The sequence below is a fragment of the Leucothrix arctica genome (genome assembly GCF_003172895.1).
GTDB classification, from domain to species: Bacteria; Pseudomonadota; Gammaproteobacteria; order Thiotrichales; family Thiotrichaceae; genus Leucothrix; species Leucothrix arctica.
Window position 1 is genome coordinate 50,462 of record NZ_QGKL01000035.1, and the last position, 17,078, is coordinate 67,539.

A 17,078-nucleotide genomic window follows, 5' to 3' on the forward strand; every position below is an offset into this window, starting at 1 on the left:
AATTAGCCAATACCACAATTCAAAACACAGTGACGCCTAGGTCACTAACCGTTAAGAAAGTGATGATTTCGGAATAAGGTACTTGAGAGTGGCTTCATGCATAGGGTATGCATGTGGCTATTAAATGAAAGTGAATCTCATTTACAATAAGGGTTTTCGGATACTAGCATACGAAAAGTTAATAAATCAATAAGGCTGATTATCAACTATTTAATATTTTGCCCAGTACGCCAAAGTACGCGGGTATAAATGCTTTTATTTCAGTGGCTTTTAAGTTGCTCATTGATGTCTTCTTTTGAGGTTTGTTCATATTGTAAAATGTCGGTTAGCTCTACCCATAGCAATGACTCTTGTTCACCTTTAGCGCGGTTGTCGGTCATGGTCAGCACTTCGTTATTGCTTTTATCAAAGGCATTCAGAGAATGAACAAAGCCATTATCTGAAGGCTTTTTGATTAGCCATACTTGGCTGAGTTGTTCTGTGTTTAGGTGTAGGTTAAAACGATCATTTAGCACGTTAAACCAAGGGCCAGTGCGCAGCAGACGGTTTACGGGGCCAGCGAAAGACTGCACGCAACTATTGTTTGAAACAAACACCATGGTTTCTGCTTTTTTCTCTAACAAGCTACACAGAGCGGACTCAATAACGCTGCTGGGAAGTTTGATTGCGTATTCATTGCCAAGTGCTTCGTAGACGTTCAAGCGGTGGCTGTTGTGGGCGTTAATGATTTGCTGCCCTTCATGCACATTTTTTATTTGTGACCAACGCTCACGTAATACTTGGACATCGATACCAGTATTTGCTTTAGGCTCAGCCAGCGTTGCTTTCATTGGTTGCACGTGAGATTGAATAGTGTTTTTAAACTCGGTAACAAGGTGCAGGTAGTTGTCGAGATGACTGTCATTGACCAAATACACTTTATGTACAGCCACACCATAATGGTCAAAGAACTGTAAGCTTCTACGCTCATCTTCGTTCACCGCAAAGGCATAAGCCCATTGGTTCGTGAAGAAGCGAGTGTCTTGGCCCGGTCGAAGGTAGAGCGCTGTTTGTTTCCTCATTTTCATAGAGGAGAACGTTGCGGTAACTTCGTGAACGACGGCTTCATTTCGAGTCAGTGCCATTACATTACCGAGTGAAGGTAGTGCTTCTAATATGGCAAGTATGTCGGACTTTAGGCGGATACAGTTTTCACTTAAATCGCTGTTTAATAGCTCCATTTCACTGACGCCAAGCTCGGCGGCCGCATTACGAATACGTACTTTTGGGTTGTCGGCTTTATAAGCAGCCCATGAAAGAGCAGTGTGTGTTTGTGGCTTCATATTAAAAATCTCGGTTGCAAAGGGTTAGTAGCTTTGCTGTATATGCTTGGAGGTGGTGGCAGTGTTTCGGTTGGAGATAATCAGTTGGCAGTCGTGACTGGGGTGCGGTGCGACATCAACTGAAATATCAAACACATCACGGATATTGGTTGCTTGCAGAATTTCATCGGGGGCACCGTAATGACTGATACCGCCGTCTTTCAAAACGGCAATGTGATCAGCGTAGAGCGCTGCAAGGTTAAGATCATGAAGAATAATCATTACCCCGACATTGTATTTTTCTGCTAATAATCGAACGATTTGCAGCACTTGATGTTGATGCGAAAGGTCGAGTGCTGAGGTTGGCTCGTCTAGTAACAGGTAGCGTTTTTCATTGGATGAGTTAAGCACTTGGCAAAGCACTCTTGCGAGTTGAACGCGTTGTCGTTCGCCACCCGAAAGGTAAGTGATAGAGCGGTGCTTGAGGTGTTCTATTTGAACAATCGCCATCGCTTCTGCAACGATGCGTTTGTCTTCTGCATTTAGTGAGCGGCCTGAGTGGGGCACTCGACCCATTTCAACGATTTCACGTACAGAAAAGGGAAAGTGCAAACTGGCACTTTGTGGTAACACGGCGCGCACTTGAGCCAGTTGCTTTTTGCTGTATTGATGCAAAGGTTTGCCATCTAGCTGGATGAGGCCAGAAGTAGGGTGCAGGTCAGCACTGAGCGTTTTCAGTAGGGTGCTTTTACCTGAGCCATTGGGGCCAATAACGGCTAATACATTACCCGCAGTCACTTCTAAGGAGATGTCGTTTAGCAGCTTTTTACCAAGGTGCTGCACACAAATATTTTGTAGTTTAAACATTAGATAATACTTCCTTGCCGCTTAAAGCGAAGCAGTAACCAAAGGAAGAAAGGACCACCAATAATTGTAGTGATAATTCCGATGGGGAGTTCAGCAGGCGCAACTAATGTGCGTGCGATGAGGTCGGACAGGAGTAATAGTGATGCACCGAGTATGGCTGACAATGGCAGTAGCTTACTGTGGTTGGGGCCAATAAATAATCGCAATAAATGTGGGATCACTAGGCCAATAAAGCCAATCGTGCCAGACAGTGCCACCGACGTTCCTACGGCTAGCGCCACTAATACAATTAAGCGTCGTTTGATGCTTTCAAGGTTGTAACCAAGGTGACCAGCTTCCGCTTCACCTAAGGCAATGGCGTTGAGCGCTTTGGCGTAAAAGTAGATACCAATGAGCGCTGTGATAATGATTGGCGCAGCAAAGAACAGTTGGGCCCAGTTGGCGCTGCCTAAACTCCCCATTGACCAAAACGTCAGTATGCGAAGCTGCGTGTCATCGGCCATATACGTTAGTAAGCCAGTTCCCGCACCAGCAATGGCATTAATCGCGATACCAGCCAGTAATAAGGTCGACACCTCCGTTTTACCATGCACTTGAGAGAGTTGGTGAACCAAGAGTGTCACTAATAAACTGCCGATAAATGCTGCAAGAGGAATCAGGTAAATATTGAGCGACTTAGGAATGGTTGCAATGCTCGGGACTAACACAATCACAATAACTGCTGCTAGAGCCGCACCACTGGAGATGCCCACTAAGCCTGGGTCGGCCAGTGGGTTTCTAAATAATCCTTGCATGGCGGCACCCGATACCGCCAATGCCGCCAATGCCGCGCCTACAATAATCGCTAAGATCACTCGCGGTAGGCGAATATCTAACAAAATACTCTGGTAGCGCCCCGGTTCATGGTCGGTGATGTGTAGGTAGTTTGTTAACGCACTGAGTACATCCTGTGGTGCGATTTTTACTGCACCGATATATAAGGATAAGGCACTCACAACGACTAGTAATAAGGTACACACTATTAGGTAGAAGCGGAACGTTAAGCGTGACTCAGCTTGCATCGTTATTACTCAGCTGCCTGGGCGGCGGTTGGGTAAATAGACTGGTAGATAGTATTGGCTGCTTCCGCTAGCCGTGGTGTAAAGCCTAGCGTTGACATATCTTCAAGCACTGCAACTTGCTTGTTTTTGGCGGCATCGGTCATCGTAAGACCAGGGATTTTCATAATCTCATCCATGCCGCCTAGGCCTTCCATTGTGCGCTTGGTGACAATGATTACCTCAGGGTTAATATTAACTAATGACTCTATATTAATCGGCTTATAGCCTTGGTAGCTGGTCATTGGGTTGATGCCGCCCGAAATATTAATCATTGCATTAGCAGCCGTATGTAAACCTGCAACCATGGGAGAACCACCACCCATACTCATAATGAAGATTGTGCGTTTAGGCTCTGAAACGTTCGCTTTTATCTTTGTATCAAGTGCAGCCATTTTTGCTTCTAGCTTTGCAATTAATGTTTGCCCGGCACTTTCTTTACCAACGGCTTTGGACACGGCGCGTATTTTCTTAGCAACCCCTTCTGTGGTGTACTCTATAGGAATAATCATGATAGGCAGCTTTGTTGATTGAAGTTGATCGATAACGGCGGGAGGGCCGGCTTCTTCGGTGGCTAGTAAGATACTGGGACTGAGCGATAAAATACCTTCTGCTGATAAGGCGCGTTGATAACCTACCTGAGGTAACTCAGTCGCGGCTTTTGGAAAGATACTCGTGGTATCCACGCCAACCAGTTTATCTTCAGCCCCTAGCTCATAAATTATTTCTGTTAGCGCACCAGCAGCGGATACGATACGCATTGCTTCGTCAGTGTCTTTTGCATGCACGGAGGATGACAGCAATAAAACACCACTTAAAAGAATACGGGTAAAGGACCGCTTATTTAATGTAATCAACATGGTTAAGCAGTCTCTTTAGTCGGGGACTTACGGTGCCCACCTTCATTTTGATGCTTTACCGTTTTTAAATCGCCACCTGTCAACGTAAATGCTTTCGCAAATCCTGATATGTAACGTCCTGCGACGGGGTGTAATCGAAACAAATGGAAATCGGTCATGTCTCTAAGGTTATTCATTACAAAGCCAAAGCGCTCTGTTAGCTTATCAAGCGTTTGATTAAATACGTGAGATGATCGACTTACTTCAGTCACTTCGCAGGTGTAAGTCAGTCGCTTACGCGCAAGTAGATGGCTTGCAGAGTGTTCATTTTCAATAAATAAAATACTGCAGTTGGGGTTGTCTATAAGGTTACCCGTGTGTTTCGCAAGTTCACTGGTATAGATGTAGTAATCACCTTCATCCTCTATATAACCCGCGTAGCTTGCTTCAGGTATGCCCGCGCCATTGGAAGTAGACATCAGTAGTGTTTCAAAGCTTTCTCTGAATAGCAAAATCTCGTTATATGTCTGAATACGTTCATCTTGTTGAGTCATGTCGATAGTTCCTTTGTACGCTTTAGAGGGTATTAAAAGTGGCTAATTACGACGACATTAAGATGAGCAGGTGCTGTGCGCTTTAAGGGTGTTAAAAGCGGCAAGTATTGGAGTGCGTAAATGTTGCTTAGCCATGTCTATGTATCAAAATTAGCTTGTGCAGTAGTGCACAAAAATATTAAGCGATGGTGGCTAGTAGAGATTTGGCTTCTTCGCGTTGGAAATGGTTGTTATTCAGCAATGGAATGATTCTTATTAAGCCTATCTTGTTAATAAATAGGGCTATTTTATGGAAAAAACCCTAGTTAGTTAGAGCATAAGCTTGTGGCATTTGGTAGAGTACGTGGGTGTTTTTTTCGTTAAGCGCTTCACTGACAACCTCACGAGCATGATCTTTACAGCGACCGCAGCAAGTGGCGACATTTAGCTTTTTGCAAACTTTGTCGAAGTTATGACAGCCATTATTGACCGCTTTTTTGATGGCTTTATCAGTTACCGCATTACAAATACAAACATACATAAATACACCTAGTTAGGAATGATTCCCATCAACTTAAGAGAATAATAACCATTCCTATTTATATTGGCAAGTGTTTCTCGCACATTTATACCTACTGGTAGCGAGCACCTGCTGTAAGGAGCTTAAACATGCAAACAAGTGTAACAATCAAGCAGGCGCTAAATGCGTCGTTGAAAAACCAATTAACGGTGATTAATCAATACTTTCTACATGCAAGAATGTGTGGAAGCTGGGGCCTAGAAGGTCTAAATAGTCAAGAATTTAAGCGTTCAATTAAGGCAATGAAGCAGGCAGATGAGATCATCGAGCGTATTTTATTCCTTGAAGGTTTGCCTAACTTACAAGACTTAGGAAAGCTATACATCGGTGAAGATGTTCCTGAGATTCTTGAAAATGATACACGTGCAAGTAATGAAGTGATCGCGCAATTGCGTGAGGCTATTACTGTGTGTGAGTCAGAGCAGGACTACGTAAGTCGTGACATGTTGACTGAGATCTTGGAAGAAGAAGAAGAGCAGTTGGATTGGTTGGAAGCGCAGCAGTGGGCGATTGAAAATACTAATTTGCCAAACTACATTCAGACAATGATGGAAAAAGGTTAAGGAGCGTCTCATGAAAGGTTCTACAAAAGTTATTGACCACTTAAAGTCTTTGTTAGCGTGCGAGTTGGCGGCAAGAGACCAGTACTTCATTCACTCTAGAATGTATGAAGATTGGGGCTTAACGAAGTTATTTGAGCGTATTAGCCACGAGGCTGAAGAAGAGACGGAGCATGCTGACTTACTTATCAAGCGTATTTTGTTCCTTGAAGAAACGCCTGATGTAAACATGCAGGATAAAGTGAACGTTGGTTCAGATGTGCCAAGTATGCTTAAGAGCGACTTGCAAATTGAATATGACGTAGGTGCAGCATTGAAAGAAGCGATGAAAGTGTGCGAAGAAGAGAAGGACTTCGTGACACGTGAGATTCTTTATAAGCTGCTAGATGATACTGAAATGGATCACACGTGGTGGCTAGAAAAGCAGTTACGTTTGATTGATATGATTGGGTTACCAAACTACTTGCAGACTCAAATGTAAGTAGTTAGTGGTCGTTACTGATACCGTGCTCGCTTTATAAGCAGTGGTAGCTAAAAGTGAGTACAGTATCAGCAACTACTTCGCGACATAAGTTCAAAACAGATCTGGAGAAAGGCTTGAATATCTCTGTATCGGCAAAGCTGGGAATAATTTAATGCAAATGATTCTTGTTTGCAAGTGTTTTAAATAAAAAGTCTACTCTTTTTATTTAGTGAAGGGCTCCGCTTTGCTTGGCTTCTCTCATCAGCGTTTGATTTGCTGGATGTTCAGACTCCGCATGGCTCGCCAAAAGCTCCCAATTCATCTGTAGTTGCATATAGGTGTCTCTTAAGGTGCTAGATGAGCTTACTTTTGGATGAGCTAATATTAGGTTCAAATGTTCCACAATAGTCACTGCGAAACACGCTGCGCAGTCAGGCAGCTTAAAAGTGATAATAGAGCTATAACGTGTCATCAAGTATGTTAGAGTCGTTTGAAGTTGTTCGACAGGGGTATCATTTGGGTTAGCCAGCATGGTTAAGGTACTCATTTTAGTCAGTTAATAAAGTTGGCTATTCCGATATTTCAGGCTTTGGCTTTTAATTTAAATAATAACCATTTGCATTTAGATTATCAAGCGTTATACTGGTCCCACATTTCAGTGGTTAGTGACTCACACTGCTCCCGTGGGACACTAAGCCTCAGCGAATGAAAAAAATAAACTCTTAGAGTTTCTGAAATGTATTACCAAGCCCGCATCGTTTTTTCACTCATATCTTTCGATGTCAGCCAGGTTATTTTTTCTCTTTTCTATACAGGAGTTAGATATGACCTTTTATATTGATGCATGGCTAGACTGCCCACAGCCTTATGTGCAAGTTAAAAATAAACTCAACAGCAAAGTAGTTGCCGACTTTTCATCTGACGAATTAACACGCGCCATTGAACAGGGTGATATCTGCTTGTGCGACTTTTTTGATGCAAGCCTGGAGACTCAAGTAGAGCTGGTTAAGTCCTTACTATTGCTCCGATGCTGTGTTGATTTGGGTAAAAAGTATTGCGCAGACTTGTTTACACCGCCTACTTCATACCACTAATCCATATATCTCTGCCGACAAGCGTGCTCTTAGCAGTAAACTGGTTATAGAACGTAATGTTTATAATTAATTAAAAAAGAGCTCAGATCATGTCTACACAGTATTCGGATTGCATTGCTTGGACTCAGGAAGAGCACCAAAACTTTGGTGTGAAACCTCAGATATCGCAGCACAAATTCCATGAGTTGGACCTATTTAGTGATGAAGCGCTAGTGACTTTGCTGGATAATTATCCACGAGAATGGTTGCAGTGTTACACCATGGGGACTAACCCTGAAAACCACAACGAGTGGACGCCTGTCCATATTGCCGAGAGCTCTGGTCGTCAGATTTTGAGTGCTTTGCAGAAAGGTCGTATGTGGGTGAATGTGATCAATATTGACCGATACAATGGCGAATATGCTGAGTTGATTGAACAAATGTACCAAGTGATCAATGCTGGATCTGACCACATCACTAATGCCAAATCATCGTTTAGTGCTTTATTGATTTCATCGCCAGGTATTCAGGTGTATTGCCATGTGGATGCGGACGCTAATATGCTTTGGCACTTGAAAGGTCGTAAGCGTGTTTGGGTTTATCCTGCACGAGACACTCGCTTTGCGCCGCAGACGTATGTCGAAGAGATTATTGGCGAGTCACGTCACGAAAATGTGCCGTTTGAGCGCTGGTACGACGACCACGCCTTTAGTCATGAGTTGAAAGCGGGCGAGGTCGTCAGTTGGCCGCAGCACTCGCCACATCGTGTTGAAAATATTGGTTTTAATGTGTCACTCACGACGAGTTATGGCTCGAAAGAAAGCCGTCGCCAACTGGGTGTGCATGGGTTTAACCATTACATTTTAAAGCCACTAGGCTTTAAGAACAGATCTATCGAGCGGGTAGGGTTGGTCGCTGAAGTTAAGTCGTTTACTTACTTTGTGCTGAAGAAACTGAAAGTACTAAAACGGGGTGAGCGAACGGCTAGTTACACGACTGATTTACAGTTGGATGATAGTCATCCAGAAGGTATGTCGAAACGTGATGAAGCTAGTTTGCCGGAGTTTGCTAAGGCCTAGTTAGCCAAAGCGTAATACTGAGGATTACCTTGGTTTTACGCTTTTCCTCTGCCAAGTAACGACTTAACCTTTTGCTTAAGTGGACCATGAACATATTGGTGTAGCTGTGTACGTCGGTTATTGGGGAAGAACTCCAAGTTGTACATAGCTTCAGTGTAAGCGCTGTAACTTAGCTTGTATGAGTTTTCATCTTCCGAAAACATAAAGTTGAAGTGATCCAGTTCAGGGTTATCAATACAGTGAGATATTTCCTGCGTAATCATCATTGTCTGAAGTGCATAGCGATGCCCTAACTCAGCTTCAAAGCCACACTGGTAAGCATGCAATATGCCCTTATCAATCAAACTATAAAGTGCCGCAACTGGCTCGTCCTTTATACGCAATACGCGAATCTCTACCTTATTCAATGGCAATAGTCGCTTAACTACTAAACGGTGAAAAGCTTCAAACTTAGGATAGTGAAAAGCACTGTCTTGCTTCATGTCTGAGCGACGTGCACGGTTTAAGTCTGCTACCGCATCAAGTGCAACATCAGCATCTAAGCCGTCTGATAAGTTTTCAATGTTGTATTCCTGTTCCGTTTCTAGGCGGGTAAGCATACGTGTGATGTTGTTGCGTTTTTTCTTCTTAAGACTCATCAAGTAGTCTTTATAAGTGTCAGGCAAGTTGATTAGCGTACGGAAGCCATACTCTTTTTTAACGGCTTTGATCGACAGATTTTGTCCTGAAAATAAATGCTCTAAATGCGAGTCAGCTAAGATTTGAGGGAAGCTTGCGGCTTGCCATAGTTTTTGCTGTTGCATGAGTGAGTGAGTAAATGCACCAATCACTGGGGAAGCATCTTCAGCCATTATTATTAGGTCTAAATACTCTGTTAGCACTAAGCCACCGTCAGTCTCGCCAGTTCCTAAAAGCATTAATTGCTTGCTGCATGGGAAGTAACGGGTTGGGTGGTTAAGTATTTGAAACGGTGCAATACCGACTAAGGTGTCGTCTTGATAGCAACATAGGATGTGCAATGAGCGTTTAGCATCATGTTGATACACTTCCCACCAGCTAAATAACCACTCCCAAGATGAGAAGAGTGTGCCTTTATCTGATGTATCATTTAATTCATTCCATTGCTGACGCATTGAACGAAACGTATCAATATCGTTTACAAGGCTAACGGTTAAGTTATGCATGGGGGTAAGTGTCCGTAGTCGCTAATTTTTTAATTATTTGATGGTTGAAGTGTACGGAGAGGCTTGGTGGTGCGGATAGCGGGACGTTTCTGAAAGGGCGGTGCTTGACGACAAACGGGTGAACCTTGACGTGCTTAATGTGAAAAAGCCGCCTACCTAAAATGAATAGGCAAGCGGCTTTAGTACTTCTACTTAGCTTAACTCACCACGTGATGGGTAGTCATTAGCAATAGCGAAGTCAATAGAGCCTAGTAGCTCTTTGAAGCTTGGGCGTGCGAAAGGCATTGTGCTGATGCAAGAGTAGAACAATGTCTGGTCTGCACGTGTCATGAATAAGCCTGGCTCGCTGAACTCAGCTGGCTCTTCGATACCGATAGACGTCTTACCGCGACCTGCAGAACGGTGTAAACCAAGTGAACGCGCTTGCTCAACCGTTAGGCCGTAAGCAACGTCGATGTTAGGTAGTTTCCAGTCAGCTTTTGCTGCTTCGCCACGTTCTTGAGTGTCGCTACTTACAGCGATTACATTAACGCCGCGCTCAGCAAAATCTTCTTTCATGCGCTCTAGTTCTTTCAACTGCATAGAGCAAACTGGGCAATGAAGACCGCGATAGAAAACCATCATTGTGAAGTTTCCAGGTGTTTGATCTTCAAGAGACCAAGTTCCACCACCAACAAGGTTAAGTTCAATATTTGGTACTACTTCGCGCGGCTTTAAAACAACCATGGTAAATTCCTAATAGGGTTTATAAATATGTAAAGTGGATCTAGTATAGTCATATAAGTTGAACTAGTGATACACTAATTATTCATTTTTTAGTGTAGATAGTTCAATATGGATCGTCTAACAACCTTATTACGTCACTTCAATCCAGAAATAGAAAACGTTCATTACTACCAGTTAGATGCGCATGAGTGTGCCGAACGTAGTAGCTCGCCAGCGGCTGATATCTACATATTAACTAGAGGTAGCTTGTTGGTGACACTGGAGAGTGGTGAGTCGAAACAGCTGACTGACCAAGGTTTGTTTTGGTTGCCATCAGGCAAAGAGCATCGAGTCGAAGCGGCCGATACCAGCACCGAATATATTCATGGAATGCTGCAGTTCGGTTCTGCCAACCTAAACCCATTAATAGACTCTCTCGGTCATATCATCTCACTAAAATCAGAAGAGATTACCACTCAAGAAATGCAGCCTGTGATCGCTATGATTACCAGTGAGTCACGCTCGCCACGATGCGGTAAAGCGCTAATCCTTAATCATTTAATGGAAGTGTTACTTGTTAAGTTGCTTCGTTTCTTAATGTCTACAATGGTGTTTGGAACAGGCTTAATGGGTGGTCTCAGTGATCCACGTTTATCGCGTTCATTAACGGCTATGCATGACAGTCCAGAAACACCTTGGACAGTGAAAAGTTTAGCGCAAGAAGCAGGGATGTCGCGGACTGCGTTTAGTATTTACTTTCGTGAAGTGGTTCACTACCCACCGATGGAATACTTGGGGCTGTGGCGTATGCGGTTAGCCAGTGACTGGCTGTCTAGCGGCACAGAATCAATTGCTCAAATAGGCGAGAAACTGGGGTATGGAAATGAGGCAGCATTTCGCCGTGCGTTTCGGAAGATCGTTGGTTGTCCACCGGGTAAGTTACGGAAGAAAGTGGTGGGGGAGGTTGTGGAGTCGTTGGTTTGAGATTGGACTGGTTTCGTGCTTTGAGAGTAATCGAACAGAAAGTTCTAGATGATTAAGATGGCACTCGATAGATATATAAGTTGTGGTAACTCTTTTATTCACACGAGCGTATAAGTTTAAAAATGGAAATTGGCGGTCTTATAAGAGTAACAGTAAACAGAGTTGAGGAAGGTTTTGCATTGGTAGATTACAAAGGCCATGAGGCAACACTTCAACAAACTGAGTTTACTTGGGATGCTGGTCTAGTTGAGCCGAGCGACTTTGTTAAGAAAGGAGATGAAATAACAGTCAAAGTTATTGCTCTCAAAAACGAACGGTTTAGCATTTCTTTAAAACAAGTGATTGAAAGTCCTTGGAATAGTTCTCCCAAAATAAACAATGAATATAACTCCCCTGTAATTATGGTGGCTGAGTATGGTTATTTCGTGAAAATAGAACAACATTGTAATGCCTTGCTTCAAATTGAAAACTCAAAGCAGAAGCACTCTCTTCACGATAGAGTTAATGTAAAAGTAATTGGTGTAGATATCTCAAAGGAAAAGGTGTTAGTGGTTGAAATATGATGCGGATAGCAGATAAATTCTTGAGAAAACTACCCGCTGAGCAAAACCTTAAAACAATCTTCCAACTGACTAATCCCGAGCCCATTCATTTTCTGCACTTTAATCTGCACAGGAATGCGCTCTTTCATTGCCTCAACATGACTGATCACGCCAATCATCTTGCCTGAGGCATTTAAGCTATCCAGCGTATTGAGTGCAGCATCCAGCGTTTCACTGTCCAGTGTCCCAAAACCTTCATCTAAGAACAGCGAATCAATACTGTTTTTGTGACTCACTAGGTCAGACAGCGCAAGCGCTAAAGACAAACTCACCAAGAAGCTTTCACCACCAGACAATGTTTTGGTGTCTCGCTCAGAGTCGGCTTGCCATGTATCAACCACCTGCAACTCCAGCGCTTCATTATCTTTACGCTTAAGTAAGTAACGACCATCTAAACGATTCAGCTGCACATTCGCCAAATGTACCAAGTGATCCAGCGTTAAACCCTGTGCAAACTTACGGAACTTGTCACCTTTTTGCGAACCGATCAGTGAGTGCAAATAAGCAATATCATCGTATTGTTGCTGACTCGTGTCGATCTCTGCAAAAAGTGAGGTTTGGTTGGCGCGACGAGTTATATCATCTGTCAGGCTGCGTTTAATCTCACCTTGTTGTTGATTGATTTGCTTTAAGTGTTGGCTTGCATCGTTTAACGCTTCGGCAACCTCTGCTTGTGGAGTTGCCGCAAAGCCTTGTTGCTCAGTGGTTGCTTGTAAACTAGCAAGGTCTTTAGCCGCTTGATCTTGTAGCGCTTTGCTGCGTGCCAGCGCGTTACTTATGCTTTCCTTTAGCTCGGTCAGTTGTTGGCGTTCTGCCTCACTTAACAGCGACTGTTCAAACGTTGCTTGGTCGCTAAATGGACTACTGCTTAGTTGAGACTGCCATGTTGTTTGCTTGTCGCTGAGGTCTTGTTGTAGCTCTGACTGTTGTGCGGTTGCAGTGGTCAGTTGACCTTTTAAGACTTGCAGCGCATCACTCGTTTGTTGACGTAATGTGTCTAAACGCTGCTTTTCTTGTTGTGCTGTTTGGCTACGTGCCTGTGCGGTTTCACGTTCCGTCGTTACCGACTTCTCCCCAAATAACTCAATACGTTTTTGTTGTTTCTCGTGAAGACTGTCGCTTATCGTTTTATGCTCGGTCATTTCTAGCGTTAGTTTCTTTTCGAGTTCGCTCTGCTTTTCTGTCAGTGTTTTGACTTCAACTTCAAGCCCTTTTAGCTGGTCATTACAACTTGATAATAGCGCTACAGACTCAGTCCATTTTTTCGCTGCCAGTTGCTTATCAGTTATCCATGAAGCCTGTTCTTCGGCAAGAGGAAGCGACATGCCCAGTGTTGATAATTGATCAGATAACTTGCTGTTTAGCGTTTGTTGTTCAGCATTTAACAGCTGAGTATCTTTAGTATTTTGCGTTAGTTTTTCAGTCCATTGCTTAGACTCTGTGTTTTGCAGGTCTAACTGATGTTGCTGGTCTTTAAGTTGCTGTTGAATAAGCGTGAGTGACTTCTCTGCCGCTTGCTTATTTGCTTCAAGCTGCTTGAGTTCGGTAAGCTTTTTAGTCAGTGTTGAGCGCTGGTTTTCTTCGTCGCTGAGGTAAGTGTCTAGTGCTTCACCGTCATTAATAGCAAGACTCAAACCTAAGGCTTTTGAGTGATGCGACCATTTAGTATTTAGCTCGTTTTGACTGGCTGTGATATTTGCCGAAGTTTCCTCAAGTGTCTCTATCTTTGCCTGTGCTTTGCTCAACAATGCTGATATTTTCCTAAGCTGCAAGTCTAGTTCATCTAGCTTTTGTTGTTGAGCATGTAAGCGTTGCTCAGTTTCTGACACGTCCAGTGCTTGATAATTGTCTATCAACGGATGTTCTTTAGAGCCACACAAAGGACATTCATCATCCGCTAGAAGCTTTGCACGCTCATCTGACAAACTACTAATCTGCCTTTCTTGAGCGATAAGCTTTTCGATATCTTTGTACTGAGTCTTGCAGGCTTGCTGCTCTTGTTCTAATTTTTCTAGCTGTAACTTGGTATCAGAAACGTACTGATGACCTTTTTCTAAAGAAGCTAGCGTCTCGCTTTTCACCGTATTTTGCTTCAAGTACTCAGCAGATAAGTGCTTTAAATGACTGTGGTGGTCGCGCTTATCATCAAGCTGTTGTAATTGCTCTGCAAACTGCTCAACGGTTTGCCCTTCAACCGCATTGGCGAGTAGGGAAGTGGCTTGATCGAATGCCTGCTGTTGCTGCTTAATCGCATCAGTAGTGACTTCTATTTCTTTGTTTTGCTCTGTCAGACTAGTTTGGATGCTTTGAAGGTTTTGCTGCTGCGTAGTGTGTTCTAAAGACAAGGTGTTCAGCTGAGTTGTTTGCTTAGCGAGTTCAGTAAACTGTGAATCCCATAAGCTTAAGTGCTCGGTTAGCTGACCATCAGTCGTATGTACTTTTTGATATTCAAGCTGTGCTGATTTTTGCTCTGTTTGTTGTTGTGTCAGCTGCTGCTTTTCCAGTAAATTGGCTTGGGTATTTTTCTGATTTTCCTGAGTCACATTGAGCTGGCTAGTTAACTTTTCTAACTGCTCAGATAGGTTTTTACGCTCACTATCTAACGGAATAACCGTGTCGATTAATAACGTTTCTAACTCGGCTCTAGTTTTTTCAGCTGCGTCGTATTGTTCTGAGGCACTTAAAAAGTATTGCTGTGACTGTTCGTTACTCTGCTGACTAGCCTCTAAAGACAGCGTCAATGCAGTCAACGCCGTACTCGACTTCGTCAACTTGTCCTCAGCTGTTTGCTGCAAACTAAACGTCGCACGCAGCTTTTCCGCTGGCTCGCTATCTGCCAAACGTTGTAAGTCAGGCTTAGCATCATCCGCTTTTTGTTGGTCACGAGTCAGCGTTTCAGTTGCAAGGTCTAGCGCTTGCTGTGCCTTACTAAAGTGCGTCCACCAGTCTTGATGTTGCTGCCATTGTTTAACTGTTTTTTCGGTGTCTTTTTCTTGTTGTTCTAGCTCCGTTTGTTGCGTGTTTAACGCCTCTAACGCCTCGCTATCTAGCAATTCCATGCCATCGGCTTTAGCTTTTAACTGCGCTAAGCTGTTCTTGCTTTCGGTAAAGCGCTCATGGACTTTTTCAGAGATCAGGCCATAAATCTCAGTGCCCGTCAGCTCTTCCAATAACTCAGCACGATCATTCGCATCCGCATTCAAGAATGCCGCAAACTGACCCTGTGACAACATCATCGACTTCGTAAAACGTGCAAAGTCGAGACCTGTTAACGACTGAATAAGCTGGCTTTTATCATTAATTTTAGAGGCAAGAATCTTGTCGTCTTCACCGTCAGCAGAAAGCTCTGCCAACTCAACCTGTGCCGCCTGCAAGTTTCCATCAATCTTGCCGCGAGAGCGTCGTTGACTCCAAAACGCACGATAAGCTTGGTTGTTTACCTGAAACTCAACTTCAGCCAAACACTCTGCGGTGCCGCGAGTCATCAGCTCGTTACTACTTGTTGAGATAGTTTTAAGGCGAGGCGTACAGTGATATAGGGCTAAACAAATAGCATCCAGAATCGTTGTCTTTCCAGCACCTGTAGGCCCAACAATCGCAAACAAACCATTCTCTGAGAAAGGCGACTGTGTGAAGTCGATCTTCCATTCACCTTTAAGCGAATTGATGTTTTTGAAGCGCAAACTAAGAATTTTCATGACGCGTCACCTGACTTAACCACTTCCACAATCTCACCGAATGTCTCTCGTATTCGCGCTAGGCGCTGCTGGTCTGACTTAGTTTCAAACGTTTCCAATGCAAGGCGACGTTCGAAAACATCTTCTACGCTCAGCTCATTTAGTGTTTCTTTTGCTTCTTGTGTGATCTGAGCCTGCCGTCCTGTGCGGGCGCGACGCAGCTGCAAAATCTCAACATTCATATCAGCAGTCATTGCTTGAACACGTTGCTGTAAGTCATCGAGATAATCTTGTGTTTCCACCTCAATACATAACCAAATGGGCAGGGCTGTCGGTTTTTCCTCGCTCGCTATTAGATCACCAAACATGTCGGCCTGCGCAGGCTCGGTTGGTAATAGTAGGAGTTGTTTTTGAATACTCTCTAAGTCACCGCGAATCACTTGCATTGGTTGAAAGCGAGGAACCAATAACGGTTCAACGCTCGTTAACTTGCCATCAGCAAACTCTGCGATTAGCACTTGTTTCTGCGTACCCAGCTCATCAAAACTCAATGGAATAGGTGAGCCGCAATAACGGATGTGCTCTGATTTTGCGACGATTTGTGGACGGTGAATATGACCCAGCGCAATGTAGTCAGCGGGTGGAAATGCCTTTGCTGGAAAGGCTTCTAAGCTACCCACATAGATATCACGCACCGAATCCGACGTTGTCACACCCATGGCCGTTAAGTGACCTGTTGCAATAATAGGTAAGGGCTGTTTAAAGTCAGCTCGCTTGGCATCTGCATAGTCATACAATTTTTTATAGTGCGTAGCAATGGCTTCACCTAATGCCTGTTGTTTGTCTGAACTAGACGCACCTGCTTGACTGCCAATCACGTCGCGTGGACGTATAAAAGGAATCGCGCAGAGGATTGCACCTGCTTCACCTTTTACATCATTCAACACAAATACTTGTTGGTCTGTGATTTCTTGCACATTGGGTATGACGTGTGTGCCGAGGGATGCGAATAACTCTTTGGACTCATCTAGCATTGACACTGAGTCGTGGTTTCCACCCAGCACAACAAGTTGGCATTTGAGTTTGCTCATTTCTACGATAAATGAGTTGTAGATTTTGCGTGCATAACTCGGTGGTGTGCCGGTATCAAATACGTCACCTGCCACGATAACCGCATCGACCTTTTGCGTTGTTACTTGCTCCAATAACCAGCTTATAAATGCTTGGTGCTCAGCAGCTCGACTTTTACTAATGAAATGTTGGCCAATGTGCCAGTCGGAGGTATGTAAAATGCGCATAACAAGCAAGAGTTCTGGTGGGTGAGTCGGCATTATACCTTAGACTTGATCAGGAAGTAGCCGCTTAGCAGAGTAATACTCTCCGTCGAATAACTGATGTTGTAATGATTTAAACGATATGGAACCATATTAGTATGGATTATTGTACTTATAGAGTTAACTCAGTAGATATCTAGTATTAAAGATATTTGAATGAGTAAAAAACCGTTACAATGATGTCCTAAATTTAGGAGCAG

The 17,078-nt window shown here is 43.7% G+C and carries 17 protein-coding genes; 6 read left to right on the forward strand and 11 right to left on the reverse strand.

Going from position 1 to position 17,078, the window contains the following annotated elements; genetic code table 11:
- Positions 1–260 precede the first annotated feature (260 nt).
- From DKT75_RS12570 to DKT75_RS12595, 6 genes are all read right to left on the reverse strand, one after another.
- A complete protein-coding gene (locus DKT75_RS12570) occupies positions 261–1,322 on the reverse strand; it encodes a ChuX/HutX family heme-like substrate-binding protein (protein WP_109823790.1) in 1,062 nt (353 codons plus the stop codon).
- A gap of 24 nt (positions 1,323–1,346) precedes the next feature.
- Positions 1,347–2,168, reverse strand: a complete 822-nt coding sequence (locus DKT75_RS12575; protein WP_109823791.1) for a heme ABC transporter ATP-binding protein — start codon at positions 2,166–2,168, stop codon at positions 1,347–1,349.
- Positions 2,168–3,229 (reverse strand): FecCD family ABC transporter permease, encoded by a 1,062-nt coding sequence (locus DKT75_RS12580; protein ID WP_109823792.1) that lies wholly within the window; start codon positions 3,227–3,229, stop codon positions 2,168–2,170. The genes DKT75_RS12575 and DKT75_RS12580 overlap by 1 nt, the downstream gene beginning before the upstream one ends.
- Before the next feature lie 5 nt (positions 3,230–3,234).
- Positions 3,235–4,125: a heme/hemin ABC transporter substrate-binding protein gene (locus tag DKT75_RS12585; RefSeq protein WP_109823793.1), complete on the reverse strand. Its 891-nt coding sequence runs from the start codon at positions 4,123–4,125 to the stop codon at positions 3,235–3,237.
- 2 nt (positions 4,126–4,127) lie between these two features.
- On the reverse strand, positions 4,128–4,658 hold the full coding sequence (locus tag DKT75_RS12590; protein ID WP_109823794.1) for a HugZ family pyridoxamine 5'-phosphate oxidase: 531 nt from the start codon (positions 4,656–4,658) through the stop codon (positions 4,128–4,130).
- A 301-nt stretch (positions 4,659–4,959) separates the two neighbouring features.
- The gene (locus tag DKT75_RS12595) at positions 4,960–5,178 is read right to left on the reverse strand and encodes a (2Fe-2S)-binding protein (RefSeq protein WP_109823795.1); all 219 of its coding nucleotides are present in this window, start codon (positions 5,176–5,178) and stop codon (positions 4,960–4,962) included.
- Between the two features lie 128 nt (positions 5,179–5,306).
- Here DKT75_RS12595 and bfr (DKT75_RS12600) point away from each other — a divergent pair, with 128 nt between their 5' ends.
- Complete coding sequence (bfr, locus tag DKT75_RS12600; protein WP_109823796.1) at positions 5,307–5,780, forward strand: bacterioferritin; 474 nt, start codon at positions 5,307–5,309, stop codon at positions 5,778–5,780.
- Positions 5,781–5,790: 10 nt separating this feature from the next.
- On the forward strand, positions 5,791–6,258 hold the full coding sequence (gene bfr, locus DKT75_RS12605) for a bacterioferritin (RefSeq protein ID WP_109823797.1): 468 nt from the start codon (positions 5,791–5,793) through the stop codon (positions 6,256–6,258).
- A gap of 208 nt (positions 6,259–6,466) precedes the next feature.
- On the opposite strand, the gene DKT75_RS12610 is transcribed toward bfr (DKT75_RS12605), so the two are convergent.
- Positions 6,467–6,787 (reverse strand): hypothetical protein, encoded by a 321-nt coding sequence (locus DKT75_RS12610; RefSeq protein ID WP_146201372.1) that lies wholly within the window; start codon positions 6,785–6,787, stop codon positions 6,467–6,469.
- 277 nt (positions 6,788–7,064) lie between these two features.
- Here DKT75_RS12610 and DKT75_RS12615 point away from each other — a divergent pair, with 277 nt between their 5' ends.
- Together DKT75_RS12615 and DKT75_RS12620 are read left to right on the forward strand one after the other, a co-directional pair.
- Positions 7,065–7,334, forward strand: coding sequence for a hypothetical protein (locus DKT75_RS12615; RefSeq protein WP_109823799.1), 270 nt, complete (start codon positions 7,065–7,067; stop codon positions 7,332–7,334).
- A gap of 89 nt (positions 7,335–7,423) precedes the next feature.
- The gene (locus DKT75_RS12620; protein WP_109823800.1) at positions 7,424–8,392 is read left to right on the forward strand and encodes a hypothetical protein; all 969 of its coding nucleotides are present in this window, start codon (positions 7,424–7,426) and stop codon (positions 8,390–8,392) included.
- Between the two features lie 35 nt (positions 8,393–8,427).
- On the opposite strand, the gene DKT75_RS12625 is transcribed toward DKT75_RS12620, so the two are convergent.
- Positions 8,428–9,576 carry a GNAT family N-acetyltransferase gene (locus DKT75_RS12625; RefSeq protein ID WP_109823801.1) on the reverse strand — a complete coding sequence of 383 codons (1,149 nt, stop codon included), beginning with the start codon at positions 9,574–9,576 and terminating at the stop codon, positions 8,428–8,430.
- 192 nt (positions 9,577–9,768) lie between these two features.
- On the reverse strand, positions 9,769–10,302 hold the full coding sequence (locus DKT75_RS12630; RefSeq protein ID WP_109823802.1) for a peroxiredoxin-like family protein: 534 nt from the start codon (positions 10,300–10,302) through the stop codon (positions 9,769–9,771).
- A gap of 108 nt (positions 10,303–10,410) precedes the next feature.
- On the opposite strand from DKT75_RS12630, the gene DKT75_RS12635 reads away from it, so the two are divergent.
- Entirely contained in the window at positions 10,411–11,265 is an 855-nt protein-coding gene (locus DKT75_RS12635) for an AraC family transcriptional regulator (RefSeq protein WP_109823803.1), read from the forward strand.
- 122 nt (positions 11,266–11,387) lie between these two features.
- Complete coding sequence (locus DKT75_RS12640) at positions 11,388–11,828, forward strand: S1 RNA-binding domain-containing protein (protein ID WP_109823804.1); 441 nt, start codon at positions 11,388–11,390, stop codon at positions 11,826–11,828.
- A gap of 29 nt (positions 11,829–11,857) precedes the next feature.
- Here the strand turns inward: DKT75_RS12640 and DKT75_RS12645 are convergent, their stop codons facing one another.
- Complete coding sequence (locus DKT75_RS12645) at positions 11,858–15,565, reverse strand: AAA family ATPase (RefSeq protein ID WP_109823805.1); 3,708 nt, start codon at positions 15,563–15,565, stop codon at positions 11,858–11,860.
- The gene (sbcD, locus tag DKT75_RS12650) at positions 15,562–16,875 is read right to left on the reverse strand and encodes an exonuclease subunit SbcD (RefSeq protein ID WP_211665417.1); all 1,314 of its coding nucleotides are present in this window, start codon (positions 16,873–16,875) and stop codon (positions 15,562–15,564) included. The genes DKT75_RS12645 and sbcD overlap by 4 nt, the downstream gene beginning before the upstream one ends.
- Positions 16,876–17,078: the final 203 nt, after the last annotated feature.